Raw genomic sequence first — 26766 nt, 5'->3', positions numbered from 1 at the left:
CTTGCGCTAGAGTCCCGTTCATGAGCCATGTGATCCTTCGCAAGACCAAGGACGCCGCCGTGTCTGCGGCCGACGTGGTCACGCTCGTCACAGATGCCACCACACGGGGCCGCATCTTGAGCCACAGCGGCAACAATGTGCTTGCCGACGTACCCAGCGGTCAGATCGATATGCTAGCGGCACGGCTGTCGGGCTGGATCGTCTCCGAGCAAGGACCGGCAACTCCTGTGCCCGACTCCCGGATGCGGGCACGCAAGCGTTAGGGCCTGCCCTCGTGCGGTTGCTGCGGGCCATTAGCCAGCCGCAGCAGCCACTGAGTCGGCCCACGCTGCGCCAGTCAGCCACCGCGCCGGTGCTGCCACTCCACACGCTCCACCAGGTCCCTGAGCAGGTCGAAATGCCAGCGGGTGCGCTTGAGCAGGCGGCCGTAGCGCGAGCGGGGGAAGCGGTAGGCTCCATCGGCCAGTTCGATGGCGCAGGACGCCAGGTGCCACTGCTGCTCGAACGCCTGGTGGCTGTCCGGCGGGTCGGCGCGCATGCGGCGTATGTGCGCCAGCGCCAGCTCCACCGCGCATTCCACGTCGAACTGGCGGGCCTTGCGGTCGGGCTTTTTGCCACACACCTCGGCCAGGGTGACCAGCCGCCCCTCGATGACGACCAGACAGACATGCATGGCCTGCCACGCGCTGGGCCAGTCGGAAGGCCTTGCGGCTGGCGGCCGCAACGGCAACGGCTGCGCCTGCACTGCCGCGCCGGCAGTGTTTTTGCGGGATGTCATGGGGTCAGCCCTCCTGATAGAGAAGAGGGCTGGAAGGGGCAAGCGCAGCGCTGGGGCTGGCAAGGATGGGGAGGGTCATGGTCTGTTTTCCTACGAGATCACAGAAAACCACCGGTTGAGTTTCTACGCACAACAGGTGGGCGTGGTGGTTAGAAACACGTCCGTAGCCGTGCGGGCGTCCTTGCGGATAGCCCCCACCACGCCCGAAACCATGCGGACAGGCGCAAGCAAATGCGCCAATCCGACGAGATAAGGCATGACAAAGCCCCGCTTTAAGGTGGGGGCTGCAACCTGACGGAAGGTGTTTCTACGCACCGGGCCTTTCGGCTTGCGGCCAGTTTAACGGGGCCAGGGCGGGCCGGCCAGCCGAGCCCTCAATCCCGGCCCAGGTGCTCGCACAGGAAGTCGATGAACACGCGGGTCTTGCGCGGCAGGTGGCTGCTGTCGGGAAAGACCACGCTGATGGGCTGGGGCGGCAGGGCGTGGTCCGGCAGCACGCGCTGCAGCACGCCGCCGGCCAGGTCGTCCTCCACAAACCACGCAGGCAGCACGGCCACGCCCAGGGAGGACCGGGCCAGGGCGCGGATGGCGGTGGAGGAGTTGGATTGGTGGGCCGCCCGGCCCACCACGTCCACACCCTGGCCGCCGGCAGTGCGCAGCGTCCAGGCCGTGGGGTGGGTGAGGTTGCTGTTGGCAATCCAGGGCAGGTCTGCCAGGTCTTCGGGCCTGCGCACGGGATGGCTGCGCAGGAAGGCGGCCGAGGCCACCAGCACGATGTCGTAGCCGGCCAGCCTGCGGCTTTTGAAGCTGGAGTCCGCCAGGTGGCCCAGGCGCACGACCAGGTCCAGCTTTTCGGCCACCAGGTCGCTCAGTGAAGAGTTGACGTCATAGGCCACCGAGATGCCCGGGTAGCGCTCCAGGAAGGCCGGGATCAGCGGAAGAATGTACTTCTCCCCGTATTCGCTGGTGGTGCTGATGCGCAGCCGGCCCGCGATGCGGTTGCCGCTGTGCATGGCGTTGTCGAAGGCGCTGCCCACGTCGCGGACGATGCCCTTGAACTCGTCGTAGAACTCCCGCCCGGTTTCCGTCAGGGCGATGCTGCGGGTGTTGCGCACCAGCAGGGCCACCGAAAGCGCCTCTTCCAGCGCCTTGACGTGCAGGCTGGCCATGGCCTTGCTGATGCCCAGGAAGTCCGCCGCCCTGGTGTACGAGCCGAAATCCACCACGGCCAGAAAGGTCTGAGCGCGGTGCAGCAGCGTGTGCATGGCCGTGCTTGTGGGGGTCATTGTTCAATCCAGTCAAACAAAGAGTCCAGCATAGCCCCATCGACGTGGCCGCCCGCGCTCTTTAGTCTTGCCCCTCCTGAAAGCGCAAGATGACATACCGATACCGCCTGGCCACCGTTTTCCTGATGGGTTTCTTCGTCGACTGCATCAACATCTTCATGCCCGCCGTCGCGCTGCCCACGATTGCGGCCGAGTTCCATGTGGGCATCTCGGCCGGGGCCTGGGTGGCCAATGCCTACATGCTGGGATTGACGCTGGCCATTCCCCTCGCCCCCTGGCTGGCCGACCGCTGGGGCGCGCGCGGGCTGATGGCGGGCTCCATGCTGGCATTCGCCGTGGCCGCCTGGGCCTGCGGCGAGGCGGGCAGCTTCGGCCAGCTGGTGGGCTGGCGCTTCATCCAGGGTATGGCGGGCGGCCTGGTGATCCCAGTGGGCCAGGCCCTGGCCTTCAACCGGTTCCAGGGACCGGAGCGCGCGCGTGTCTCCACGCTGGTCATGGCCGTGGCGCTGATTGCACCGGCCCTCTCGCCCTGGCTGGGCGGGCTGATCGTGGACCACGGCTCCTGGCGCTGGGTGTTCCATTCCAATATTGCGCTGGCCCTGGCCGCCGCAGGCCTGGCCTGGCTGTGGGTGCGCGATGCACCGGCCACGGCCCGGCAGCGGCCGGACCTCAAAGGCCTGGTGCTGGTCAGCGCCGCGCTGGCCGCCTGGCTGCTGGGCATGTCGCTCTATGGCGCAGGCCAAGGCTCGGGCCAGGGCCTGGCGCTGGCCTGGCTGGGCATGGCGGCGGGCCTGGCCTTCACGGTGCTGTATGCCATCCATGCCCGCAAGACCGCCCACCCCATTGTGGAACTGCAACTGCTCAAAAGCCCGCGCCTGCGCATGTCGGTGGCCGTCTACCACGCCATTCCCGGCGTGTTCACGGGCGTGAACCTGCTCAACATCTTCTACCTGCAGGACATGCTGCACCTGAGCGCGCAGGCCACAGGCCGATTCATGATGGTCTACGCAGGCGGCGCCCTGGTGTCCATGCTGGTGGGCGGCCGGCTGTACAACCGCGCGGGCGCACGGCCCCTGTTCATCGCCAGCATGGTGCTGCACAGCCTGGGCATTGCGGCGCTGGCCGCCGTGGCGGCCCCTGCCGACACCTGGCTGCTGGCGGCCGCCTACGGGCTGATGGGCCTGGGCGGCGGCCTGGGTGCCAATACCGCGCAGACGACGGCCCTGCTGGACTTCGACGGCCGGCAGACGCAGCAGGCCAGCGTGATCTGGAACATCAACCGGCAGATGGCCTTCAGCGTGGGCGCCGCGTTCTTCCTGATGGTTTTCAACATGCTCGCCACCCGCCTGGACGCAGGCCGGGCCTATCACATCACGTTTCTGATTGCATCGCTGGCAGGGCTTGTACCCCTGCTGCAACTGCGATCGCTGCACACCCCCGAGGACCACCATGCAAGACAACAAGCCCATCGACCGTGACATTGACATCGGCATCGCCGAACGCAGCATCCACCGGGTGCACGAGCTGATCCACACCGTCTTCACCCAACCAGCGGGCGCACAGGAGGCGCTGCAGGCGCTGATGCCGCAGTTCAGCCCGGAGTTCAGCATGGTGACCACCACGGGCAGACTCGTCGGCCTGGACGATGTGGAACAGATGTTCCGGCGCGCGGCCGGCCAGCGGCCAGGGCTGGAGATATCCGTCTGCGACGTGCAGCCCGTATGGCGGGACGCGGCCGGCCTGGCCATGCGCTATCTGGAAACCCATCGCCTGGACGGCGTGGAGACCTCGCGCCGATCAGTCGTGATCCTCAAACGTGCGGGCCAAGGGGTGCTGTGGCATTACCTGCATGAGACGGCCCTGGGCTGATGGCCCAGTCCGCGCTCGCCACTCAGGCCCGCAGGTAGCGGTCGGCGATGCTGCCGGGCACGTAGAGGCCGCGCTCCAGATAGAAGTCCAGCTTCTTGCGGTCGGGGGCGCGCAGCTTGATCAGCGGCACAGGCGCCTGTTCGGTGCGCGAGAACATCAGGCGGATCTTGAGCGGGGTGCGGCCCCAGTTACCCTGCACGTGCAGGAAGAAGGGGCCGTCCTCGGCCTTGGCCAGCCGCAGCCGGTAGCTGCCGCCGGCGCGCAGCACGCGCTGCATGGCCAGGTGCATGCTGAGGTAGGCGGGCATGTCGATGCCCTGGCGCAGTTGTTCGTAATCGCCGGCCTGCTGGAGCTGGGCGATATAGGCCTCGCCCGTCTGCGGCAGGACCTGCTCCACGTATTCCTTGTGCAGGGCCGCGATGAAGGCGCTGCCCGGGGGCGCGGCCATGAGCCAGTTCTCGACCACGGGCACCTGCAGGTCGCGGGTGTAGCGCTCCAGGTAGTAGGCGACGAGATCGGCGCCGCTGCGCTGCTGCTGCTCCAGCAGCCAGTCCAGCGGCTCGGTGAGGATGGTGCTGGCGTCCAGCCAGATGCCGCCGTGGCGGTGCAGCAATTCCAGGCGCAGCCAGTCCGAGCGCTTGGCCACGGGCAGCTGCTGCAGGTTGCCGGGCAGTTGCGGCACGTATTGCGGCAGTTGCGCGTCGTTGAGGATGCGCAGGCTGTAGCCGGGGTTCAGGCGGGCCCAGTTGTCAAAGCAGCGCTGTATGAGCAGCGGCACCGAGTCGCCATTCCAGTAGGCCCAGATGATGCGGGGTATGGGCGTGGAGACCGGCACGGGCGCCGCAGGCCCGATGTCATGGCTGCGGAAGTCGGGCGCCGGGCCCTTCTCCAGGCGGCGTGCGAAGGTGGCGTAGAAGCGGCGCATGCCGGCCGCCAGCCACAGCTCGCCCCGGGTTTTCAGTTTCAGGCCGCTCATGCAGGGGCTCCCGGTGTTCCCAGCTGCTGCGCGCGGCGCTCCCAGCTGCGCAGCTTCCATGCGCGCAGCCACCAGCCGCGCCGCAGATAGGCCTGGCGCAGGGCCGGCAGGGACAGCGGGGAGATGCGGCCGAAGTCCGCCAGGAACTGCTGCGCCAGCGCCTGCCGCTGCGCGGGCGGCATGTCCCGCTGCCGGTCGAGAAAGCGCAGGGCGCCGATGAGGTTGCGCGCAGCCTGGTGCGCCCAGGCGAACTGCAGGCGCCCGTCGTTGCGCAGCGCATCATCTTGCAGGGCTTGCACGGACTGCGCCAGCGGCCACAGGGCGGCGGACTGGTCTGCCGCCTTGGCAGGCGTCATGGAGGCAAGGATGGAGTTGGCACGCTGCCGGTAGGCCACCCAGGGCTGGGGGTGGTAGTAGAAGCTGCTGCAGCGCAGCGCCATCTGCGGCATGGTCATCATGTCTTCGAAATAGCGGCCTGCAGGAAAGCGCAGGCCGGCATCCCACAGGCTGCGGCGCGAGATCTTGGACCAGGCATGCAGCTGGCCCGTGCGCAGCAGGCCGGCCAGCAGGGCGCCCCGGTCCTGCGAGCGCTGCAGCGTGGGGCCCTGGAAGCTGTGCCGGTGCGCCTCGCCGCGCAGGCGGTGCTTGAGGCGCGGGGCCTCGCGCCAGACGGAGAAGTCGCAGAGCACGGCATCGGGCGCATGTTGTTTCACGATGGTCGACAGCCCGGCAATCGCGCCGGGCAGCAGCTTGTCGTCGGAGTCCAAAAACCACAGGTAGTCGCCCGTGGCCGCATCGATCATGGTGTTGCGCGCCGCGCTCAGGCCGGCGTTGCGCTCGTGCTGCATGAGCTGCAGGCGGCCGGGCCAGCGCTGGTCCAGCTGCTGCATCAGGGCCCAGGAGCCATCGGTGGAGCAGTCGTCCAGCACCAGCACCTGCACGCCGGCATCGGCCTGGTCCATGACGGACTGCAGGCATTCCTCCAGGTAGGGCACCACGTTATAGACGGGCACCAGGATGCTGAGCCAGGTCACGGACGCTCCCCCTGCAGCAGGCGGGCGAACAGGTCTTCGTACTGGCCGGTCATGCGCTGCAGGCTGTAGTGCGAAAGGGCTTCCTGCCGCGCGGTGGCGGCCATGCGCACGGCGGCTTCGTCATCCTGCAGCGCCTGCTGCAGGGCGTCGGCCAGCGATTCAGGGTCGGCGTGCGCGGCCAGCAGGCCGTTGTCGCCGGGCCGCACCACTTCCTGCACGCCCACCACGCGGCTGCCCACCACCACGCAGCCCGCCGCCATGCCCTCCAGCAGGGACAGGGGCATGCCCTCGTAGTGCGTGGACAGCACGCAGACGCGGTGCGCGCGCAGCAGGCCGGGCACGTCGTTGCAGATGCCGATGAATTGCACCTGGTCCTGCAGGCCCAGTTCGGCGCTGAGCCGCTGCGCCGCCTGCTGGGCGCGCGCCTTGCCGCCGCCGGCCAGGGTCAGCGTGGGCTTGAGGCCGCGCTGGCGCAGCACGGCCAGCGCGCGCAGCAAGGTGGCATGGTCCTTTTGCCGCGCAAAGCGCGCGGCCATGACGATGTCCGGGCGGCGCTGCAGCAAGGGGGGTGGCTCCTGCAGATAGGGCTCGGGCCGGATGCCGTTGCTGATGGCCAAGAGCTTGTCTGCAGGAAAGCCGCGGTCCTGCAGGCTCTGGCGCACGCCTTCGGAGCAGCCGACGATGGCGGCCGTGCGCTCGGTCAGCCACAGGGCCTGCGCCAGCCGCCAGCGCGTGTAGCGCTCGCGCGAGTTGTGTTCCACATGCACCAGGCAGGGCACGCCGGCCCACAGCGCGGCAAAGCGGCCCCACAGGTGGTCGCTGAACCCATGGGCGACGACGATGTCCGGCCGGAAGTCCAGGCAGATGCGGCGCAGCTGCCAGACGGTGGCGGCATGGGACCAGCCGGCGACCACGTCGACATCGATGCCGCCGTCGCGCAGCTTCTGCACGCGTTCATCGGAGGTATTGCGCTTGCGCCGCAGCACCAGCCGGGCGTCGAAGCGGCCCGACGCGCGGTGCGCCGACACCAGATCCACCGCCACCTGGGTGGCACCCGAGAAGCCGCCCGTCACGAAGTGCAGCACCCGGGGCCGGGTGGTGGCGGCGCGCTCCCTCACCGCACGGCTCCGCTGGCCCTTTCCAGGCCATGCAGCGATGACCACAGGGCCACCACGAGGAAGACGAAGAAGACGATGCCGCTGTTGTGCACGAAAAATTGCTGTGACATGCCGAACGCCAGGTACATGGCTGGCATCAGGCTGCCCAGGATACGCAGCAGCAGGGCCTCGCGCCAGGGGGTGCTGTCCGCAGGCCACAGCGCCATGCGCCGCCGCGAGGGCCAGAACAGCCACAGCAGCGAGATGAACAGCGCTGCCTGCAGCAGCACGCCCGGCACGCCGAGCTTGACCCAGATGTCCAGGAAGTCGTTGTGGATGAAGTTGTATTCGCGGATGGAGCGTCCATAGTCACCCGCGTCCACGCGCCGGTGCATCTCGTCCACATAGCCCTGCATGCCCCAGCCCAGCAGGGGCTTCTCGCCGATCATCTGCACGGCCAGCCGGTACTGCTCCAGCCGGGTGCCCAGCGAGGTGTCGGAGTTGCCGGAATGCAGGTAGTTGCTCACATCCAGGTAGATCTCGTCGACGCGCTCGCTGACGCGGGGTATGAAGGCCATCACGGTGGCCAGCGCCACCACGATTGCAGCGCAGCCCAGCAACAGGCGCCCGAAGTACTGCGGGCGGTACATGCGCACCAGCACCATCAGCATGAGGAACATCGGCAGCAGCGCCAGCCAGCCCCCCCGCGAGCCCGACAGCAGCGAAGCCAGCGCACCCATTGCAGCGGCCGCCAGCACCAGCAGGCGCCACAGCAGGGAGCGCTGGTGCCAGAAGGACATGGCATAGATGCAGGAGAAGCAGCCCAGCAGCAAGGCCATGTTGCCCCACTGGATGGCATTGGTGTAGCCCGTGGCCCGCTCCATGCCCAGCACGCAGACCTGCCACAGGGCCATGAAGCCCGCGCCTGCGCTGCCCAGCGGTATGCCCCACAGGAAGATCCGCGCCGTGGGCGGGTAGCACATGGCGAACAGCAGGCTGACCGCGCCCAGGATGAATTTCACGGGGCGGTCGAACTGACCGGTGCCCCCGTCCAGCACGGACAGGTGGTACCACATCACCGCCATGCCCATGAACAGTGCCACCAGCAGCCAGGTGCCAGGCGACTGCCTGTACCGGACCCAGCGGGGCAGAAAACACAGGGCGCCCAGGGCCATGAGGCCCGCGCCATAGGAATAGCCCGAACGCAGCCACAAGGCCAGTCCGGGCACCAGAACAGCGGCCAGGGTCGTGAGGAGCCCTGGCAGCTTCGACTTGTCAAATCTCATCAAGACCGCGACTTTCTGCCCCAAAATGCGGGCATTCCGCTTTCCATCCGCTATGAAAAAAATTCCTGCGGTCTTATTCAGGCTGCTCCATCGCTGGGCAGCCCCTTCCAAAATCGGCGCAGATTACACCATGCCCGCGCCCTTGCAGCTGCCCCCATCGCCCCCGGCAGCCGATGGTCTTGCAGCGGACATCCCGAAGACGATCTGGACGTACTGGAACCAGTCCGGCCTGGACCCTTTCGTCCAGCAGTGCGTGGACAGCTGGCGGCGGCAATGCCCGGGTCACCAGGTCATCGTCGTGACACCAGAGAGCCTGGGCCAGTACGTGGCCTGCGGCGACCTTCCTGCGGCGTTTGCCGAACTCCACCCCACCAAGCAATCGGACTGGCTGCGCCTGTATCTGGTGGCGCACCACGGCGGCTACTGGTTCGATGCCACCACGCTGCTGACCGCGCCGCTGGACTGGATGGGCGCCGGCGCAGGCGCTGCCGAGCTGACCGGCTTCTACCTTGAGGGCTTCACCAGGGACAGGCGCTACCCCGTGATCGAAAGCTGGTCATTCTGCGCTCCGGCCGGCTCGCGCTTTGTATCGGAATGGCAAAAGGAGTTTCACCAGGCGCTGATCGTGGAGGGCCCTGCGGCCTACCTGCAGCGCCTGCAGTCGCGGCCCGACGCCGCCGAGGTGCTGCAGGGCATCCCCGATCCAAATTACCTTCTGATCCATGTGACGGCCCAGCAGGTGATGCGCCGGCTGCCCGATGCCCGGCTCACGCTGTTCAAGGCCGAGGACACCGCCTTCTTCTACCACCGCGCCCTGCGCTGGAAGTGGTACCTGCTCTACCCCCAGCTGTGCCTGGCGAAGGCGCCGCAGGTGGCGGCACCCATCGTCAAGCTGCGCGGCGGGGAACGGCGCCATTTCACGGACATGCTGGCCTTGCACGGAGATGCTGCGCCAGACAGCATCTGGAGCCGCGCGCTTTCGGCGCGCTGAGACACGCAAAGCGGGCCGAGGCCCGCTTTGCTCAATGCCCGCCTGCGAAGACTTCGCCGGCCTTCAAGCGGTACAGCGTGCCGCAGTAGGGGCACTTGGCCTCGCCGGTGTGGGCCACGTCCAGGTAGACCTTGGGATGGCTGTTCCACAGCTTCATGTCGGCCTTGGGGCTGGGGCAGAACACGCCGCCCTGGGCGTTGAGGTCCTTGGCCGCCAGTTCGACGGTGGCATTCGTTGTCATGCTTGCTTATCTCTTTCGTGGGTATCTGTCATTTTCATCGCCGGGCCGCCCCAAGATGAAAAGCACCCCCTCGGGGGGCAGTGGACCTTGCAAAGCAAGGGTAGCGTGGGGGTCATTTTTCTCAGACCCGAGTCAGCCAATGGGCGTACTTGGGGTTGCGGCCGTTGACGATGTCAAAGAAGGCCTGCTGGATCTTTTCGGTGAGGGGGCCGCGGCTGCCCGCGCCGATCTCGATGCGGTCCACCTCGCGGATGGGCGTGACTTCGGCGGCCGTGCCGGTGAAGAAGACTTCATCGGCGATGTACAGCTCGTCGCGCGTGATGCGCTTTTGCACCACCTCCAGGCCGAGGTCCTTGCAGATGTGCATCACGGTATTGCGCGTGATGCCGTTGAGCGCGCCGGCCGACAGGTCGGGCGTGTAGACCACGCCGTCCTTGATGACGAAGATGTTCTCGCCCGAGCCTTCGGAGACGAAGCCCGAGGCGTCCAGCAGGATGGCCTCGTCGTAGCCGTCGTCCAGCGCCTCGGTGTTGGCCAGGATGGAGTTGGTGTAGTTGCTCACCGCCTTGGCCTGGCTCATGGTGATGTTCACATGGTGGCGCGTGAAGCTGGAGATCTTCACGCGGATGCCGCGCTGCATGCCTTCCTCGCCCAGGTAGGCGCCCCAGGCCCAGGCAGCCACCATCAGGTGGATGGTGTTGCCCTTGGGCGAGACGCCCAGCTTGCGGTCGCCGATCCAGGTCAGCGGGCGCAGGTAGCACGATTCCAGCTGGTTGGCACGCACGACCTCCACCTGGGCCTGGTTCACCGCTTCCTGGGTGAACGGGATCTGCATGCGCAGGATCTTGGCGCTGTTGAACAGTCGCTTGGTGTGGTCTTCCAGGCGGAAGATGGCCGGCCCCTGTTCGGTCTTGTAGGCCCGAACGCCCTCGAATGCGCCGCAGCCGTAGTGCAGCGTGTGGGTCAGCACGTGGATCTTGGCATCGCGCCAGTCCACCAGCTGTCCATCCATCCAGATCTTGCCGTCACGATCGGCCATCGAGGGAACAACGGGGCTCATAGAAACATCCTTGGGGGTATTGAACAGAACACCAACCCGCTATTTTAGGGCGCGGGGGCTGCCTCGGGGGCCGCCACCGTCTCGGGTTGCGGTTCGGGTTCGGGCGTGGGGCGCACCAGGGTCCACTTCACGAGCCGGCCATGCATGAACTCGCAGGTCACATGGGATTGCGTGCCGTCGGTCCAGCGGTAGATCTCGGGATGCTGGCCGTCTTCGGACAGGCGCTCGCCCAGGGAGCGCGTCATGGCCACCACGTGCATCAGCGAGACCTTGGGCTTGAGCTTGACGTTGAGCATCACGGCGCTGCCCACATAGCCCATGGGACGGTCCGAGGCCTTCTTCATGATGGACATCAGCCGCGTGAAATGCAGCAGCAGCCACATCATGATGCCGCCGCCCACGGCAACCACGCCCATCCAGCCATAGGACTGGTGCGCAGCCACCAGCAGTACGAGCAGACCCAGGGGAATCAGGATATTGCGCAAATTCATGGCGCCGATTGTCTTATGGAGGCGCCGCAGGACCGCTGCGGACAGTGCGTATGCCCCCGCAATGCGCTCGGCAAGGCAGTGCCTCAGCCCATCCCTCGGACGATGTTCATGGCTTCGTCCACGCGCTCCACGGCATGCACGGTCAGGCCGGGGATGGCCTTCTTGGGCGCATTGGCCTTGGGCACCACGGCCATGGTGAAGCCGAGCTTGGCGGCTTCCTTCAGGCGCTCCTGGCCGCGCGGCGCGGGGCGCACTTCGCCGGCCAGGCCCACTTCGCCAAAGGCCAGGAATCCCTTGGGCAGGGCGCGGCCGCGAAGGCTGGAGGTGATGGACAGCATCACGGCCAGGTCGGCCGCCGGCTCGCTGATGCGCACGCCGCCCACGGCATTGACGAAGACATCCTGGTCCGCGCAGGCCACGCCCGCATGGCGGCTGAGCACGGCCAGCAGCATGGCCAGCCGGTCCCGGTCCAGGCCCACGGACAGGCGCCGGGGCGCGGGGCCGCCCTGGTCGACCAGGGCCTGTATTTCCACCAGCATGGGCCGCGTGCCCTCCAGCGTGACCAGCACGCAGGAGCCCGGCACCGGCTCGCTGTGCTGGGACAGGAAGATGGCGCTGGGGTTGGTGACGCCCTTGAGGCCCTTCTCCGTCATGGCGAAGACGCCGATCTCGTTGACGGCACCAAAGCGGTTCTTGATGGCGCGCACCAGGCGGAAGTTGCTGTGCGTGTCGCCCTCGAAATAGAGCACGGTGTCCACCATGTGCTCCAGCACGCGCGGGCCGGCCAGGGCGCCTTCCTTGGTCACATGGCCGACCAGGATCACGGTGATGCCCGTGGTCTTGGCCGCGCGCGTGAGGTGGGCCGCGCATTCGCGCACCTGGGCCACCGAGCCCGGCGCCGAGGACAGCTGGTCCGAGTACACGGTCTGAATGGAGTCGATGACGACCACGGCCGGCTGCGTGGCCTCCATGGTGGCGAGGATCTTCTCCAGCTGGATCTCGGCCAGCACATTGACCTGGCTGGCCTCCAGCCCCAGGCGGCGCGAGCGCAGCGCGACCTGGGCACCGCTTTCCTCGCCCGTGACATACAGCGTGGGCAAGCCCACGCGGTGCAGCGCATCCATGGCCTGCAGCAGCAGGGTGGACTTGCCGATGCCGGGGTCGCCACCAATCAGCACCACGCCGCCTTCGACAATGCCGCCGCCCAGCACGCGGTCCAGCTCCTCGATGCCGCTGGGCGTGCGCGCCACGTCCTGGGCCTCGATGGCCGACAGCGGCATCACGGCCTGGGCGTTGGCCAGGCCCGCATAGCCCTGCGGCTGGCTGAGCCGGTTCTTGCCCGCGCCCGCAGGCTCGGCAACGGCCTCGATCAGCGAATTCCAGGCCCCGCAGGCCGGGCACTTGCCCAGCCAGCGCGGGCTGGAGCCGCCGCAGGCATTGCAGATGAACGTGGTTTTGTCTTTGGCCATGGGTTGGGCACTATACCGAGCGGTGGCTGCCGCCCCGCCCGCCTGCCTGTTGTCTAACGCAGTTGCGTGACAAAGAGATATCGGTTATAGTTGCCTTCTTCGCTGCACAAAATGCGGTGAAACGAAATTACTGCGGAATTACCGCGCGATGGAGCAGTCTGGTAGCTCGTTGGGCTCATAACCCAAAGGTCGGAGGTTCAAATCCTTCTCGCGCAACCACCACGAAAAAAAGCCCACTTCGGTGGGCTTTTTTTCGTCTGTGCCTTTCTTGCTTTTCTCCACGCAGGTCAGCTGGGATCGTTCAGGTCTTCATGGTGGTCTGCCTGGCCCTGCTTCCAGTACGAGGCCACGCGCATGCGCTTGGGCGCGGCGCCCTTGGCCAGCAGCAGGCGCCGCAGCTCGGCCATGGCGCTGTGCTCGCCCGCCGCCCAGATATATCCGTCGTCGTCCTGGGGAAGCTCCAGCGCCTGCACGGCGTCGGCCAGCGATTCGACCCAGGCACAGTCCAGCTGGGCCGTGCTCTTCCACTGGCGGCGGTCGGCAGGGTTGCGCAGCTGCACGCGCACCACGGCGCGGCTGCCGGCGGGCAGCTCGGCCAGGCGCCGCTCGATGGCGGGCATGGCGGTCTCGTCGCCGAACAGCCAATGCCATGGCAGGTTGGCCGAGATCACCAGGCTGCCGCGCGGCCCGGCCAGGCCCACCCACTGGCCCAGGGGCGCGGTCAGCGCCCATTCGGTGGCGGGGCCGGCATCGTGCAGTGCGAAATCCATGATGAGGTTCTGGCGCGCAGCGTCGTAGCGCAGCGGCGTGTAGTCGCGCAAGGTGGGGCGCTCGTCCTCCACGAAGGTGGGGCGGCCATCGAGCAGCACGGGAAGCGCGGGCAGTTCGCGCCCGGCCTGCGGCAGGATGAGCTTGACGTGGTCGTCAAAGCCCGAGCTGACGAAGTCCTCCAGTTCGGGTCCGCCCAGGGTCAGGCGCACAAAGCCGGGGCTGGGCTGCTCGCGCGAGAGCAATTGCACATGGCGGGCGCGGAAGGGATGGCGGACACGGTGGACGACGGGGGCAGGCGCCACGGCAGAGTTGGCTGGATTGGGCAAGTTCATTGGCGAAACGGCCTGTGACGGCCTAGAATGTTGATTTAGTCCACCAATTCTCTGCCATCCGTTGACTTTGTCAACATATTTCCACAAGACCCTGCCATGAATGCCTCCTTGCCCGCCGATATCTTCGAGGCCATGCACGAGCTGCTGCACCTGTTCCGCTCGCGCATGCGCGAGGACATGGAGTCCATGGAGCCCGGGCTGACGCCCAACGAGGTGCGCGTGCTGATGTACGTGGGCCGGCACCCGGGCCGCACGCAAAGGGATCTGGTCGACCACAGCCACATGGACAAGGCCCAGCTCGCGCGCATGCTGGCGCAGCTGCAGGAGCAGGGATGGCTGGACCGCGAACCGGACGCCCGCGACCGCCGCGTGCGCTGCCTGAGCCTCAGCCCCCAGGGCCAGGCCCTGTTCGACCGGCTGCGCCAGTCGCGCCAGGCGCTGGCGGCGCGGCTGCTCAAGGATTGGGAGCCTGCCGCGCAACAGCAGATGATGGCGCTGCTGGAACGGGCCAGGGACAGCGTCCAGGCCGCGCCCTGATCAATCGACGGCCTTGTTCACGCGCGGCGCGACGGCGCACATGAGTTCATAGCCCAGCGTGCCGGCCGCCTCGGCCACCTCGTCGATGGGCAGCACGGCGCCGTTGCCGGCGCGGCCCCACAGCGTGACTTCGCTGCCCATGCCGGCATCGGGCACGGGCGTCAGGTCCACGGCCAGCATGTCCATGCTCACGCGGCCCAGGGTGCGGGTGCGCACGCCGTCGACCAGCACGGGCGTGCCGGTGCCGCAGTGGCGCGGATAGCCGTCGGCATAGCCGCAGGCCACGGTGCCCAGGCGCACGGGAGCTTCGGCCGTGAAGCGCGATCCATAGCCCACGCTCTGCCCCGCAGCCAGCTGCTGCACGCCGATGATGCGCGAGCTCAGGGTCTGCGTGGGCTGCAGGCCCCAATGGGCCGCCGTGTGCTGCGGATAGTCGGGCGAGCTGCCGTACAGCACGATGCCGGGCCGCACCCAGTCGCAGCGCACCTGGGCATCGTCGCCATGGCGCAGCGTGGCGGCACTGTTGCCCACGCTGCGCTCGCCGGGCAGGTCGCACGTGGCGTCGTGAAAGCGCTGCAGCTGCGCGGAGATGCCCGACTGGCCAGCGCCTGCGTCGGCATCGCTGAAGTGGGTCATGAACGAGATTTCCTCCACCTGGGGCAAGGCATTGAGCCGGGCCCAGGCCGCGCGAAAGCGCTCGGGCGTGAAGCCAAGGCGGTTCATGCCGGAGTTCATCTTGAGGAAGACGCGGTGGCCGTTCTGCGTCTTGTGCGCGGCCAGCCAGTCGATCTGGGCGTCGCAATGCACGGCATGCCAGATGGACAGGCGCGAGCAAAGCTCCAGGTCGCGCGGCTCGAACACGCCCTCCAGCAGCAGGATGGGGCCGCGCCAGCCCAGCTGGCGCACGCGCTCGGCCTCGGCCAGGTCCAGCATGGCGAAGCCGTCGGCGCCGCGCAGGGCCTCGAACACGTTTTCGATACCGTGGCCATAGGCGTTGGCTTTGACCACGGCCCACAATTTGGCATCGGGGACCGCTTGCCGCACCCGCTCCAGATTGTGGCGAAGCGCGGCGGAATGGATGGTGGCAAGAATGGGACGCGGCATGGTTTTCACTCAGTCAGAAGCTTGGGATTCTGGCACTGCCGGCCAAAGGCCGCGTGATATAACCGCCAGTCACTTGCCACGGGGCCCTTATTTAACCGGTCAGCAGCCCTGCGGCTGACCCCATCTGCCTATCCATGAAGCGCGGTTTCTACACCATCATGTCAGCGCAGTTCTTCAGCTCGCTGGCAGACAACGCCCTGTTCGTGACCGCCGTGGAACTGCTGCGCACCAATGGCGCCCCCGAGTGGCAGCGCGCCGCCCTGGTGCCCATGTTCGCGCTGTTCTACGTGATCCTGGCCCCCTTCGTCGGCGCCTTTGCCGACGCCCTGCCCAAGGGGCGGGTGATGTTCATCAGCAATGCGATCAAGATCGTGGGCTGCCTGATGATGCTGTTCGGCAACCATCCGCTGATCGCCTACGCCGTGGTCGGCCTGGGCGCAGCGGCCTACTCGCCCGCCAAGTACGGCATCCTCACCGAGCTGCTGCCCGCCTCCCAGCTGGTCAAGGCCAATGGCTGGATCGAGGGGCTGACCATCACCTCCATCATCCTGGGCGTGCTCGTGGGCGGGCAGTTGCTGAGCCCGGGCATCTCGACCCATCTGCTGGACTTCGACCTGCCGCTGCTGGACACGGGCGTGGACACGGCCGCCGAGGCGGCGATTGCCGTGCTGGTCGGCGTCTATGCGCTGGCCGCCTGGTTCAACCTGCGCATTCCGCTGACCGACACCATCCTGCGCCCGCTGCGCCAGGACCCCAGCAAGAGCCTGCTGGCCAACACCCTGGCCCTGCTGCCCGACTTCTGGACCTGCAGCCAGCGGCTGTGGGGGGACAAGCTGGGCCAGATCTCGCTGTCCACGACCACGCTGTTCTGGGGCGTGTCGGGCAATCTGCGCTACATCGTGCTGGCCTGGGGCGCGGCGGCCCTGGGCTACGGCACCTCCCAGGCATCGGCCCTGGTGGGCGTGGTGGCCATCGGCACGGCGGCAGGCGCCATCCTCGCATCCATGCGCATGCGGCTGGACAACGCCACGCGCGTCATTCCGCTGGGCATCACCATGGGCCTGCTGGTGATCGCCATGATCTTCATCCACAGCGTGTGGGTGGCCATTCCCTTCCTGATCCTGCTGGGCGGCCTGGGCGGCTTCCTGGTCGTGCCCATGAATGCGCTGCTGCAGCACCGCGGCCACAACCTCATGGGCGCGGGCCGCTCGATTGCCGTGCAGAACTTCAACGAGCAGGCCTGCATCCTGGCGCTGGGCGCCTTCTATGCGCTGTCCACCAAGTTCGGGCTGTCGGCCTTTGGTGCCATCACGGTGTTCGGCCTGGTGGTGGCCGGCATCATGTGGCTGATCGGACGCTGGCACAGGAACAACCTGCGCCAGCATCCCGAGGAAGTCGAGCGCCTGCTAGCGATTGCCCGCAAGGATTGTCATTGAGACTACCCCCTGAGGCGCTTCGCGCCTTCCCCCAGGGGGGACGACACCCTCGCGGCGGGGCGGCCCTGGCTCGGTGTCTCTCGCTTTGGGCCTCGCCAGTTCCATAGGGCGCTATCGATTGATAGGCCTGGTCTAAATGGTCTTCTCGTATTGTGTTCGGTGCGGGCTTTGCCTGACCGGGCACTTTTTCGTGGTTTTATGCATAGCCCGCTGCCCGTTCTCGCCCTGCTGTTCAACACCCTGGTCTGGGGCCTGGCCTGGTGGCCGTTCCGCGCCATGCACGAGGCTGGCCTGCATCCGCTGTGGGCCACGGCGCTGATGTATGCCCTGGTGCTGGCGGGGCTGGTGGCGCTGCGCCCGGTCAGCCTGCGCCAGGCGCTGCAGTACCCGGCCCTGATCCTGCTGGGCGCATGCGCGGGCAGCAACAACATCGCCTTCAACTGGGCCGTGACCATTGGCGACGTGGTGCGCGTGGTGCTGCTGTTCTATCTGATGCCCGCATGGTCGGTGCTGCTGGCCTGGAGGCTCCTGGGCGAGCGGCCCACGCCCGCTGCGCTGACGCGGCTGCTGCTGGCCTTTGGCGGGGTGGCGCTGGTGCTGGTGCCCGAGGGCACATTCAGCGGCGGCTCGCCCGGGCTGCTGCGCGGCCTGTCGCTGGCCGACGGCCTGGCACTGTTCGGCGGCTTCACCTTCGCGCTGACCAACGTGCTGCTGCGCCGCCTGCAGGCCGTGCCGGCGCAGGCGCGCATGCTGGCCATGTTCAGCGGCTGCATGGCGATGGGCCTGTTCAGCGCCTTTGCAGGCAGCAGCGTGGGCCTGGTGCCGCCGCTGCCGGCTCCGCAGGCCGGCTGGATGCTGATCGCCGCCGGCCTGGCCGTGCTGCTGATGCTGGGCAACTGGGCGCTGCAGTTCGGCGCCGCGCGCCTGCCGGCCGGCGTGACGGCCGTGGTCATGCTGGCCGAAGTGGTGTTCGCCAGCGTCTCCTCGGTGCTGATTGCAGGCGAGGTGCTGACGCCGCGCACGCTGCTGGGCGGTGCCTGCATCATCGCGGCCGCGCTGCTGTCTGCGCTGGCGCATGCACGACGGCGTGGGGCTTGACTCCCTGCCCGCACCAACGCTGCGCAATCAGCCCGTGAGCTGCCCGGCCAGCAGCAGGTAGCCCGGCAGCCAGCCCGTGAGCACGCCCTGCGCAATGCACAGCGTGCCCGTCATGCGGCCGATGTTGCGGCCCAGGGCCAGCAGCATGAAGAACATGGCCCACAGCACGGCCCAGGCCGCCCAGTTGGCCGCCATCCACCAGTCGATGGCGGTGCGCGCGCCCAGCAGGGTGTCGATGGCTACGGGCACGGCGGTGATGGCCACGAACAGGCTGAACCAGCCCAGGCCCCGGCCATCGGCCCCCGTGAAGCGGTTGATGGCCACCCACAGGTAGGTGAAGGCGAACAGCAGGGTGAGCGCGCCGGTCTTGACAGAGGCCGCATCAGGCTCGGGCCCGAAGGCCGAGGCCAGGCCGATGATCAGCGAGACCAGGCCCGCGAACACGTTGATGACCCAGATTTCCCGGTCGGCAATGCGCCCCAGCATCCACAGGCCATTCAGGCACAGCACGGCGCCCACGTAGAACAACGACAAACCCAGCCACATCGCAAGTCTCCTTTTGCTTTTTTGCTTTTGAAGTGCCTTGCGCGCCCTTGCCAGACCACGGGAACGAGCGCGCACGGCAAGGCGCCGCCGCCCCGTGGCCGGGTGCAGCGGCGTCCGTGAAACAGTTCATCCCCGGGCCCGCCCCTGGTGGGCATCTGCGTGCTGGCGAAAGGGTCCGCTGCAGAGATGCCGCCTGTGATCCAGGGCAGGTGCACCGGCGCGGCCCTTGCCGGGCACGCGGCGGTGGAGTGTGCCGGCAGGCGGTGCTGCCGGTCTTTGGCGCCGGTCTTTGGCGCCGGTCCTTGGTGCCGGTCCTTGGTGCCGGTCCTTGGTACCTCAGGCCGCCTGCGTCTGCAGGCGACGGCGGGCGCGTTCCAGCTGCTGCGCCACCTGGCGCGGGTTCATGCCGTACATGTCGGCAAAGCCGGCTTCGGTGGTCTGGCCGCTGGCCTCGAAGGCGCGCAGCAGAGCTTCGTCTCGTGCAGAACGCGCATCGGCTTCGGCCAGGGCCTCGGCCACCAGGGCGTTGGTGGCCTCGTCACGGCCCTGCACGCGCGCCGCATAGTCGTCGCGGGACAGGCCCGAGGCCTCGTAGGCGGCGATGATGCGGTTGCGCAGCTTGGGCGCCAGGTCCTCGGGCGAGCGGTGCTGGCGGCGGCGAAAGACCTCGATCAGCGCATGGTGCACATGCTCGGGCGCCATGGGCTCGACCGATTGGCCCTGCAGGTCATGGCGCGCCTGGCCGCTGGCCACCACGGTGAGGTAGCGGCTCGAGCGTGTGTGCTGGGACAGGGCCAGCTTGAGCTGGTCGCGGTCGATGGCTTCGGGATGGGCGGCCAGCAGGTCCTCGAAGATGCCGCGCTTGAGCGGCAGGGGCTGCTCGCCGAACAGGTTCGGATGCCATTGGGCCAGTTGCGCCAGCAGCGGGTGCTGGGTGCGCACAGGCCTGGATGCGGGAGCCTCGGCACTGCCGGCCGCGTCGGTTGTGGCGTCGGCGGCGGGCTCGGAGGCCTTGCCCTTGTTGCGGCCACGTCCGCCGCGGCGCGAGCGCTTGCGGCCCTGGCCATCGGCGCTGGCGGCAGCCTGCGGCTCGGTGCCGGCAGCGGCGTCCGCCGGCAGCGCGGCGCTCTGTTCTTGCGGTTCAGACACGGATTCAGTCATGGCGGAGCACGTGGGCTTGGAGAAAACGAAACCCCGCATCATGCCAGCATTGCAAAGGCTTGCGCGGGCATAGGCCCCACGGCGTCGCGCTGGAGGCACAGATGCGCAGTGGGTACGCGGCGGATCTCAGGCCAGCAGGGCCTCGTCCAGCACCTCGATCCAGTGGCGCACGGGCAGGTCCGTGCCGTTTTGCAGGTGGACGATGCAGCCCATGTTGGCCGAGAGGATGGCTGCAGGCCGCTGGGCATCGAAGCCTTCGGTCAGCGCACCGATCTTGCGGTCGCGCAACTGGTGCGATAGTTCGGGCTGCAGCACCGAGTAGGTTCCCGCCGAGCCGCAGCACAGGTGCGACTCGGTGCGCGCCACGCGCAGCTCGAAGCCCAGCCTGGCCAGATGGGTTTCCACGCCGCCGCGCAGCTTTTGCCCGTGCTGCAGCGTGCAGGGCGGGTGGTAGGCCATGGGCGCGGCCGGTGCGCGCACCCTGCCCTGCAGGCGCTCGGCCAGCTCGGGCAGGAGCTCAGGCAGCAGCTCGCTCAGGTCGCGCGTGAGGGCGCTGATGCGGGCTGCCTTGTCCGCGTACTGCGCATCGTCCTTGAGCAGGTGGCCGTATTCCTTGACGGTGACGCCGCAGCCCGAGGCATTCATGACGATGGCCTCCACCGCGCCGCTGTCCACCTGGGGCCACCAGGCGTCGATGTTGGCGCGCATCTGCGCCTTGCCGCCTTCCTGGTCGTTGAGGTGGAATTTCACGGCACCGCAGCAGCCGGCGTTGGGAGCGATCACGGTCTGTATGCCGGCCGCATCCAGCACGCGCGCCGTGGCGTAGTTGATGCGCGGCATCATCGCGGGCTGCACGCAGCCGGCCAGCAGCAGCACCTTGCGCGCATGCTCGCGCACGGGCCAGCGGCCCGCGTCCTGCGGCTGGGGCACTTTCTCGGCCAGGACTTCGGGCAGCAGGCCGCGCACGGCCTGTCCCAGCTTCAGGGCCGGGGCGAACAGCGGCGAGTTCAGCCCCTCCTTGAGCGCCCAGCGCCTGGCGCGCTCGCCGAAGGGACGCGGTACCTGTTCCTCGACGATCTTGCGGCCTATGTCCACCAGGTGGCCGTACTGCACGCCGCTGGGGCAGGTACTTTCGCAGTTGCGGCAGGTCAGGCAGCGGTCCAGATGCTGCTGGGTGGCGCGCGTGGGCGTCCCGCCTTCCAGCACCTGCTTGATCAGGTAGATGCGGCCACGCGGCCCGTCCAGCTCGTCGCCCAGCAATTGGTAGGTCGGGCAGGTGGCCGTGCAAAAGCCGCAGTGCACGCACTTGCGCAAAATGGCTTCGGCCTCCTGGCCCTCGGGCGTGGCGCGGTACTGGGGTGCGAGTTGGGTCTGCATGGTGGGGCTCTTGTTGTATGGGTATCGGGGAACGGTCAGGCACGGCAGCCGGACACGGCGGTCACGCGCGAGGCGCGGCTCGCCGGCCCAGCAGCAGGGGCAGCCGCGCACGGTCGGCCCACAGCGGCGGCAGGGACAGCAGGCACAGCACCACGGCCAGCGGCACGACGAAGACGAAGCCCAGGTGCCTGAAACCCAGCGCGCCCGCAATGCCGCCCAGCAGGAACATGGACAGCAGCCCTGCGAACAGCCGCAGCCGCACATGGTTGGCGTGGACCCGGTGCTCGGGCGGGCTGCCATGGCGATTCCAGTAGAGGGCTCGACCCAGCTCCATGCCCAGGTCGGTGATCACGCCCGTCATGTGCGTGGTGCGGATCTGCGAGGACGACATCTTGGTCACCGTGGCGTTCTGCAATCCCATGATGAAGGACAGCAGCAGCACGGCCAGCGGCACGGCGAACGGCGTGGGCCAGGCCAGCATGGCCGCGCCCAGCACGCCGAAGAGCAGCATCAGCGCGGCTTCCAGCAGCAGCGGCAGCGCATAGCTGCTGCGCAGCCGGTGGTGGCGCGCCCAGTTAACCAGCAGCGACGTCGCGGCCGCGCCGCACAGAAAGGCCAGCAGCGCGCCGCAGGCACTGAGCACCAGCGCCGTATTGCCCAGCACGAGGTTGTCGGCCAGCAGCGAGACAAAGCCCGTCATGTGCGAGGTATAGGAGTGCACCAGCAAAAAGCCGCCCGCATTCACCGCACCCGCATTGAAGGCCAGCAGCAGGCCCAGCGTGCGGTTGCTGGCCACCGTGCGGTGCCGGTCCGTGAGCAGGTGCAGGTGGTGGCGCATGCGCATGGGCGGAGCCAGGCGTTGGCCCGGCCTACCAGGCGGCGGCCAGCCGGCCGCGGTTGAAGATGCCCGCAGGATCGAAGGCCTGCTTGAGCCGTGCATGCAGCGCGGCCGTGGCATCGGCCGCCTGGGCGTCGAAATCGGGCTCGGCGCCGGGCTGCCCCGTTGCCTCGGAGCGGAACAAGGTGGCCGATCCGCCCGCTGCTTTTGCCAGCGCGCGAAGCGCATGGCCCAGCGCACGCGGCGCCTGTACCCAGCGCAATGCGCCGTGCCATTCGATCAGGGGCCCCTTGCAGCCGTCAGGCAGCGCCAGGGCCGGAGCCGTCTGCGGCACGGACAGGCGCCACAGCGCATGGCCCGGTGCGCGTGCGGTGAACCAGGGCAGCTGGTGCTCCCGGCAGGCCTGCCAGTCGGCCGCAGCGCTGTGCATGCGCTCGCCCCCCAGGCGCCCGCAGGCCGCCTGCACGGCGGCACGCGCACCGCGCAGGCGCAGGTACAGCACGCCCTGGGCCGCGCTGTCTTCCTGCAGCCAGCAGCTGGCATTGAGCGGCAGCGGCTGTCCGCCCCAGGCATTGAGCCAGTCCAGCGCCTGCTGCTGCGTGCATTCGAAGCGCAGCGTGGCCTCGGCAGGCGCCACGGGCAGCACCTTGAGGCTGACCTCGGTGATCAGGCCCAGCGTGCCCCAGGAGCCCGCCATCAGCCGCGAGACGTCGTAGCCCGCCACGTTCTTCATGACCTGGCCGCCATAGCGCAGCAGCTCGCCCTGGCCGTTGATCATCTCCAGCCCCAGCATGAAGTCGCGCACGGCGCCCACGCTGGCGCGTGAGGGGCCCGACAAGCCGGAGGCCACCATGCCGCCCACGGTGGCGCGGCCATCCGCTCCCTCGAAATGCGGAGGCTCGAAGGCCAGGCACTGGCCCTGTGCGGCCAGCAGGGCCTCGACCTCGGCCAGCGGCGTGCCGGCGCGCACGGTCACCACCAGCTCGCTGGGCTCGTAGCTGACCACGCCGGCCAGCGTCCGCGTGTCCAGCAGTTCGCCCTGCAGGGCCAGTCCGTGGAAATCCTTGGTGCCGCCGCCGCGTATGCGCAGCGGCGTGGCGTCGGCCGCCGCGGCGCGCACGCGCTCGGCGATCTGGATGAGTTGGCTTTGGGCTGAATCCATGGCCTGCATGGTAGCGGCTGGGCCCTTTTTCGCCTCGGTGCGGGCCCGTGAATTTTTTGAACGGCGCGCTTGAAGTTCTGCGGGCGGCGCAAAACAGCAGGGACGAAAAGGCAAAGGCGCAAGTCGAATCAGCCGCCTGCGGCCTTCATCGTGCCGGCTCGAAAGGATGGACCTGGATGTCGGCGTCGGGAAAGGAGGCCACCAGCTTCAGCTCGCCGCCCAGGGCCTTGACGTACTCGCGCAGCGTGCTCACGTACATGTCCTCGCGGCGCTCCAGCTTGGAGACGGCAGCCTGCTCCACGCTCATGGCCCTGGCCACTTCGACCTGGGTCACGTTGCGGGCCTTGCGCAGCTCCTGCAACTGCATTTCCACAAGCATGGCCTCGGCCCGTGCCGCAGCACGGGACTGTGCCTCGGGCGACATGCCGGCGCGCAGTTCGTTGAATTTCCTAGCCATGGATCTGTCCTTCTCTTTTCAGGGTCTCGATGTGCGTGTCGTACAAGCGGTCGGCGATGGGTACATGCACCTCATACCAGCGGCCATCGCCCGTCTTGTCGCCGCCGATCAGCAAGATGGCACAGCGGCGCGGATCGAATGCGTACAGCAGCCGATAGGGCCGGCCTTCGTGCTGCACGCGAAGCTCGCGCATGTGCGGGTGCCTTGAACGCTCGATGCCGGACGTATGGGGATATCCGAGATTCGGCCCTCTTGCCTCCAGCAACCGAACCGATGCATCGATGGACTCCTGCTCGGCCTGCGTCAGATCGGCCCACCAGTCGCCAAGCTCGTCGGTGTACTCCACCTCCCAGGGCTGGGTCATTATTCCCTCCAGAATATATTCCGTCAATGGCATATAGGCAAAAGATCCGTCTTATAACGGAACTCACCATAAGGCGGTTGGCGTGCAGCAGGCCTCCTGATTTCCTCAGCCGCTGAAGGGCGTTTGCGGCGCGGCAATGAAAAAAGGCCCCGGTGCAAGCACCGAGGCCAATCCGCAATGAACTCCCTGGAAACCGATCAGCGGTAGTACGCCACCTCGCCGTGCGTGGTGATGTCCAGGCCCTGGCGCTCGGACTCTTCGCTGACGCGCAGGCCGACGACCAGGTCGCAGATCTTGTAGGAGATGCCAGCCACCACGCCGGACCAGACGATGGTCAGCAGCACGCTCTTGACCTGCACCCACACTTGATGGCCCATGTTGAAGTTTGCCGGCTCGATGCCGCCCAGGCTGGAGGCGCAGAACACGCCGGTCAGGATGGCACCCAGGATGCCGCCCACGCCGTGCACGCCGAACACGTCGCAGACGTCATCGACCTTGAGCAGCTTCTTGAGGCCGGACACACCCCACAGGCAGACGGGACCGGCGATCAGGCCCATGACGATGGCGCCCATGGGGCCCACGAGGCCGGCCGCCGGGGTGATGACCACCAGGCCGCCCACGGCGCCCGAGGCGGCACCCAGCATCGAGGCCTTGCCCTTGTGCAGGGCTTCAGCGGCCAGCCAGGAGATGGTGGCGGCGCCCGTGGCGACGATGGTGTTGATGAAGGCCAGGCCGGCGATGCCGTTGGCAGCACCTGCCGAGCCGGCGTTGAAGCCGAACCAGCCCACCCACAGCAGCGAGGCACCGACCATGGTCAGCGTCAGGCTGTGCGGAGGCAGGGCCTCACGGCCGAAGCCGATGCGCTTGCCCAGCATGTAGGAACCCACCAGTCCAGCGATACCGGCGTTGATGTGCACCACGGTGCCGCCTGCGAAGTCCAGCGCGCCGTCCTTGCCCAGCAGGCCACCACCCCAGACCATGTGGGCCATGGGGATGTAGCTGAAGGTGAACCACAGCACCGAGAACAGGATCACGGCAGAGAACTTGATGCGCTCGGCGAAGGCGCCGACGATCAGGGCCACGGTGATGGCGGCGAACGTGGACTGGAAGGCCACGAACACGTACTCGGGAATGGTCGGCAGTGCGCCGGCCAGCGTGTCGGGCGCAATGCCCTTGAGGAAGATCTTGCCGAAGCCGCCGAAGAAGTTGCCTTCGCCCGCAAAGGTCAGCGAGTAGCCGTAGACGGCCCACAGCAGCGTGATCAGCGAGAAGATCACGAACACCTGGCACAGCACGGACAGCATGTTCTTGGTGCGCACCAGGCCGCCGTAGAACAGTGCCAGGCCCGGGATCACCATCAGGATCACCAGCATGGTCGAGGTCAGCATCCAGGCCGTGTCACCGGCGCTGAGCGCGGGGGCCGGCGCCTCGGCTGCCGCCGCGGCGGCGGGGGCTGCCGCAGCGGCCGCATCGGCAACGGCTGCAGCGGCGGCGGGCTCCTGTGCCAGGGCAGCGGCGCCTGCGGCCAGCAGGCCCAGCCCCAGGCCCATGGAAAGAAGTCGTTTGGTCATGGCAGTCTTTCGGGAAACGTGGGGTTGAAACTCACAGTGCGCTGTCGCCGGTCTCGCCGGTACGGATGCGGACGGCCTGCTCGATGGGCAGCACGAAGATCTTGCCGTCACCGATCTTGCCGGTGCGCGCAGCGGCCTCGATGGCATCGATCACCTGGTCCACCAGCGCGTCGGGCACGGCGGCCTCCAGGCGCAGCTTGGGCAGGAAATCGACCACGTATTCCGCGCCGCGGTACAGCTCGGTATGGCCCTTTTGGCGGCCGAAGCCCTTGACTTCGGTCACGGTGATGCCCTGCACGCCGATGTCGGAGAGCGCCTCGCGCACCTCGTCGAGCTTGAAGGGCTTGATGATGGCGGTCACCAGTTTCATGATGCTTTGCTCCTCAGGTCCGGTTACAGGGTCTTGGTCAGCGTCACGATCAGGCGCGCCTTGTTGACGTCACCGAAGTACGACTTCTTGTTCGCACCCGTCACGGCCGCGCCCAGCGACACGCCGTCGCCGAAATCGTAGGCGCCGCCCACGCTGTAGTCCATATAGTTGGGCACGCCCAGGCCCTTGATGTCGCTGGCAAAGCGGGTGAAGCCCAGCGATGCCTTGACCGTCACCTTGGGCATGACTTCCTTGCTGAAGCCCAGCCACAGGTAGCCGGTATTGCGGCCCGACAGGCCCGAGCCGGCTTTCTCGCCCGCCCAGCCGAAGTAGTCCTTGGATACGGTGTGCGAATACTTGGCCGTGAACGGGCCGTACGTGGCCGCGCCATACAGCTCGGTGGTGTTGCCGCTGGAGTTGCCCGAGTACAGGTATTGCAGGGCCCCGAAGTCCAGGTCCACCTCGCCGGCCTTGAACTTGTAGCCACCGTAGAAGTCGGTTTCCAGGGAGTTGCCCGGCAGCCAGTCCACGCTGGAGTTCCAGTTGCCGATGTACCAGCCGCTGTCGCCGAAGGTGTAGTCGAAGCCGCCTTGCAGGGCAGGCTTGACGGCCTTGTTGCGTCCCGTGTCCTGGTCCTGTCCGCGGAACTTGTAGTTCGTCGTCAGGGACACATTGGCCGTGAGCTGGGCGTGGGCCCAGAGCGGAGCGATGGCGACACAGGCGATGGCGAGCGACTTGAGGCTGGCACGGGACATGGGATCCTCCGGTTTGAAAAATTTCGTGACAACCGGGTTAAGCACGGACCGTGCCAGTCTTTTCTGCTGGGTGGGGCGCCTTCCGACCTACCAATGCAGCACCGCAGCATCCTCCCATGCACCGGCTTTGTGCAGAAGTTCTGCACCGTTACGGTGATAGCGGTCGCTCACATGGTATCTCACCAAAAATGCACCAAAAAAGTGCAAATGCTTTCATGCCCAGTACAGCGCATTCCCAGGTCGCCTGCCACAGCACATGATCAGCCAAGTCTGGATTGCCTGATTCTGGAACATGCCTGATTGGATAGC

The 26766-nt window shown here is 67.6% G+C and carries 29 protein-coding genes and 1 tRNA gene; 8 read left to right on the top strand and 22 right to left on the bottom strand.

The annotated features are described in order from the left end of the window. Window positions 1-20: 20 nt before the first annotated feature. On the top strand, window positions 21-263 hold the full coding sequence (locus tag ACF8ML_RS18015) for a hypothetical protein (protein WP_034397838.1): 243 nt from the start codon (window positions 21-23) through the stop codon (window positions 261-263). 74 nt (window positions 264-337) lie between these two features. On the opposite strand, the gene ACF8ML_RS18010 is transcribed toward ACF8ML_RS18015, so the two are convergent. Then, the gene (locus ACF8ML_RS18010) at window positions 338-778 is read right to left on the bottom strand and encodes a hypothetical protein (protein ID WP_047326940.1); all 441 of its coding nucleotides are present in this window, start codon (window positions 776-778) and stop codon (window positions 338-340) included. Window positions 779-1152: 374 nt separating this feature from the next. Then, window positions 1153-2064 (bottom strand): LysR family transcriptional regulator, encoded by a 912-nt coding sequence (locus ACF8ML_RS18005; RefSeq protein ID WP_016453616.1) that lies wholly within the window; start codon window positions 2062-2064, stop codon window positions 1153-1155. An 89-nt stretch (window positions 2065-2153) separates the two neighbouring features. On the opposite strand from ACF8ML_RS18005, the gene ACF8ML_RS18000 reads away from it, so the two are divergent. Together ACF8ML_RS18000 and ACF8ML_RS17995 are read left to right on the top strand one after the other, a co-directional pair. After that, entirely contained in the window at window positions 2154-3542 is a 1389-nt protein-coding gene (locus tag ACF8ML_RS18000) for an MFS transporter (protein ID WP_392407583.1), read from the top strand. Continuing rightward, a complete protein-coding gene (locus ACF8ML_RS17995) occupies window positions 3514-3933 on the top strand; it encodes a DUF4440 domain-containing protein (RefSeq protein ID WP_392407582.1) in 420 nt (139 codons plus the stop codon). The genes ACF8ML_RS18000 and ACF8ML_RS17995 overlap by 29 nt, the downstream gene beginning before the upstream one ends. 22 nt (window positions 3934-3955) lie before the next feature. On the opposite strand, the gene ACF8ML_RS17990 is transcribed toward ACF8ML_RS17995, so the two are convergent. Genes ACF8ML_RS17990 through ACF8ML_RS17975 form a run of 4 tightly spaced genes read right to left on the bottom strand, consistent with a single transcriptional unit; the run spans window position 3956 to window position 8326 of the window. Then, window positions 3956-4909 carry a glycosyltransferase family 32 protein gene (locus ACF8ML_RS17990; RefSeq protein ID WP_392407580.1) on the bottom strand — a complete coding sequence of 318 codons (954 nt, stop codon included), beginning with the start codon at window positions 4907-4909 and terminating at the stop codon, window positions 3956-3958. Beyond that, complete coding sequence (locus ACF8ML_RS17985) at window positions 4906-5943, bottom strand: glycosyltransferase family 2 protein (RefSeq protein ID WP_392407579.1); 1038 nt, start codon at window positions 5941-5943, stop codon at window positions 4906-4908. The genes ACF8ML_RS17990 and ACF8ML_RS17985 overlap by 4 nt, the downstream gene beginning before the upstream one ends. Next, window positions 5940-7061, bottom strand: coding sequence for a glycosyltransferase (locus tag ACF8ML_RS17980; RefSeq protein WP_280047768.1), 1122 nt, complete (start codon window positions 7059-7061; stop codon window positions 5940-5942). The genes ACF8ML_RS17985 and ACF8ML_RS17980 overlap by 4 nt, the downstream gene beginning before the upstream one ends. Beyond that, a complete protein-coding gene (locus ACF8ML_RS17975; protein ID WP_392407577.1) occupies window positions 7058-8326 on the bottom strand; it encodes an O-antigen ligase family protein in 1269 nt (422 codons plus the stop codon). Before ACF8ML_RS17975 ends, ACF8ML_RS17980 begins: the two co-directional genes overlap by 4 nt. 130 nt (window positions 8327-8456) lie before the next feature. Between ACF8ML_RS17975 and ACF8ML_RS17970 the strand changes: the two genes are divergently transcribed. Beyond that, complete coding sequence (locus ACF8ML_RS17970) at window positions 8457-9317, top strand: capsular polysaccharide synthesis protein (RefSeq protein WP_047326933.1); 861 nt, start codon at window positions 8457-8459, stop codon at window positions 9315-9317. A 31-nt stretch (window positions 9318-9348) separates the two neighbouring features. Here ACF8ML_RS17970 and ACF8ML_RS17965 read toward each other — a convergent pair whose 3' ends face one another. The 4 genes from ACF8ML_RS17965 to radA all read right to left on the bottom strand — a co-directional run bounded on the left by ACF8ML_RS17965 (window position 9349) and on the right by radA (window position 12578). Continuing rightward, window positions 9349-9558 (bottom strand): zinc-finger domain-containing protein, encoded by a 210-nt coding sequence (locus tag ACF8ML_RS17965; protein WP_012202256.1) that lies wholly within the window; start codon window positions 9556-9558, stop codon window positions 9349-9351. Between the two features lie 121 nt (window positions 9559-9679). Next, the gene (locus ACF8ML_RS17960) at window positions 9680-10618 is read right to left on the bottom strand and encodes a branched-chain amino acid transaminase (protein WP_016448585.1); all 939 of its coding nucleotides are present in this window, start codon (window positions 10616-10618) and stop codon (window positions 9680-9682) included. Window positions 10619-10662: 44 nt separating this feature from the next. Then, a complete protein-coding gene (locus tag ACF8ML_RS17955) occupies window positions 10663-11109 on the bottom strand; it encodes a hypothetical protein (RefSeq protein WP_016448586.1) in 447 nt (148 codons plus the stop codon). Between the two features lie 83 nt (window positions 11110-11192). Continuing rightward, entirely contained in the window at window positions 11193-12578 is a 1386-nt protein-coding gene (gene radA / locus ACF8ML_RS17950; RefSeq protein WP_016448587.1) for a DNA repair protein RadA, read from the bottom strand. 142 nt (window positions 12579-12720) lie between these two features. On the opposite strand from radA, the gene ACF8ML_RS17945 reads away from it, so the two are divergent. Next, window positions 12721-12797 (top strand) — tRNA-Met (locus tag ACF8ML_RS17945). Window positions 12798-12865: 68 nt separating this feature from the next. On the opposite strand, the gene ACF8ML_RS17940 is transcribed toward ACF8ML_RS17945, so the two are convergent. Beyond that, window positions 12866-13681, bottom strand: coding sequence for a siderophore-interacting protein (locus tag ACF8ML_RS17940; RefSeq protein WP_016448588.1), 816 nt, complete (start codon window positions 13679-13681; stop codon window positions 12866-12868). A 96-nt stretch (window positions 13682-13777) separates the two neighbouring features. Here ACF8ML_RS17940 and ACF8ML_RS17935 point away from each other — a divergent pair, with 96 nt between their 5' ends. After that, window positions 13778-14218, top strand: coding sequence for a MarR family winged helix-turn-helix transcriptional regulator (locus ACF8ML_RS17935; RefSeq protein WP_016448589.1), 441 nt, complete (start codon window positions 13778-13780; stop codon window positions 14216-14218). Here ACF8ML_RS17935 and alr read toward each other — a convergent pair whose 3' ends face one another. Then, a complete protein-coding gene (gene alr, locus ACF8ML_RS17930; protein ID WP_047218852.1) occupies window positions 14219-15322 on the bottom strand; it encodes an alanine racemase in 1104 nt (367 codons plus the stop codon). 134 nt (window positions 15323-15456) lie between these two features. On the opposite strand from alr, the gene lplT reads away from it, so the two are divergent. Further along, window positions 15457-16758, top strand: coding sequence for a lysophospholipid transporter LplT (gene lplT / locus ACF8ML_RS17925; protein ID WP_016448591.1), 1302 nt, complete (start codon window positions 15457-15459; stop codon window positions 16756-16758). A gap of 198 nt (window positions 16759-16956) precedes the next feature. Further along, window positions 16957-17856 carry a DMT family transporter gene (locus ACF8ML_RS17920; protein ID WP_392407575.1) on the top strand — a complete coding sequence of 300 codons (900 nt, stop codon included), beginning with the start codon at window positions 16957-16959 and terminating at the stop codon, window positions 17854-17856. Between the two features lie 27 nt (window positions 17857-17883). Here the strand turns inward: ACF8ML_RS17920 and ACF8ML_RS17915 are convergent, their stop codons facing one another. The 10 genes from ACF8ML_RS17915 to ACF8ML_RS17870 form a co-directional block, all read right to left on the bottom strand. Further along, window positions 17884-18402, bottom strand: coding sequence for an AmiS/UreI family transporter (locus tag ACF8ML_RS17915; protein ID WP_074922563.1), 519 nt, complete (start codon window positions 18400-18402; stop codon window positions 17884-17886). A gap of 336 nt (window positions 18403-18738) precedes the next feature. Beyond that, window positions 18739-19605, bottom strand: coding sequence for a ProQ/FinO family protein (locus tag ACF8ML_RS17910; protein WP_047326931.1), 867 nt, complete (start codon window positions 19603-19605; stop codon window positions 18739-18741). Between the two features lie 84 nt (window positions 19606-19689). Then, on the bottom strand, window positions 19690-20940 hold the full coding sequence (gene glcF / locus ACF8ML_RS17905) for a glycolate oxidase subunit GlcF (protein ID WP_313283732.1): 1251 nt from the start codon (window positions 20938-20940) through the stop codon (window positions 19690-19692). A 61-nt stretch (window positions 20941-21001) separates the two neighbouring features. After that, window positions 21002-21784, bottom strand: a complete 783-nt coding sequence (locus tag ACF8ML_RS17900) for a YoaK family protein (protein WP_012202244.1) — start codon at window positions 21782-21784, stop codon at window positions 21002-21004. 25 nt (window positions 21785-21809) lie between these two features. Beyond that, complete coding sequence (gene glcE / locus ACF8ML_RS17895) at window positions 21810-22949, bottom strand: glycolate oxidase subunit GlcE (protein WP_392407574.1); 1140 nt, start codon at window positions 22947-22949, stop codon at window positions 21810-21812. Window positions 22950-23085: 136 nt separating this feature from the next. Further along, window positions 23086-23397: an XRE family transcriptional regulator gene (locus tag ACF8ML_RS17890; protein WP_016448598.1), complete on the bottom strand. Its 312-nt coding sequence runs from the start codon at window positions 23395-23397 to the stop codon at window positions 23086-23088. Continuing rightward, window positions 23390-23761 (bottom strand): type II toxin-antitoxin system RelE/ParE family toxin, encoded by a 372-nt coding sequence (locus ACF8ML_RS17885; RefSeq protein ID WP_016448599.1) that lies wholly within the window; start codon window positions 23759-23761, stop codon window positions 23390-23392. Before ACF8ML_RS17885 ends, ACF8ML_RS17890 begins: the two co-directional genes overlap by 8 nt. 197 nt (window positions 23762-23958) lie before the next feature. Then, a complete protein-coding gene (gene amt / locus ACF8ML_RS17880) occupies window positions 23959-25332 on the bottom strand; it encodes an ammonium transporter (RefSeq protein ID WP_026062912.1) in 1374 nt (457 codons plus the stop codon). Between the two features lie 31 nt (window positions 25333-25363). Further along, window positions 25364-25702 (bottom strand): P-II family nitrogen regulator, encoded by a 339-nt coding sequence (locus ACF8ML_RS17875; RefSeq protein WP_012202241.1) that lies wholly within the window; start codon window positions 25700-25702, stop codon window positions 25364-25366. Window positions 25703-25725: 23 nt separating this feature from the next. Then, window positions 25726-26457, bottom strand: a complete 732-nt coding sequence (locus ACF8ML_RS17870; RefSeq protein WP_016448601.1) for a TorF family putative porin — start codon at window positions 26455-26457, stop codon at window positions 25726-25728. Between the last annotated feature and the right edge of the window lie 309 nt (window positions 26458-26766).

The organism is Delftia sp. WSY_10, from assembly GCF_043104705.1.
GTDB lineage: Bacteria > Pseudomonadota > Gammaproteobacteria > Burkholderiales > Burkholderiaceae_C > Comamonas > Comamonas tsuruhatensis.
This window is presented reverse-complemented; position numbering and strand designations above follow the sequence as displayed.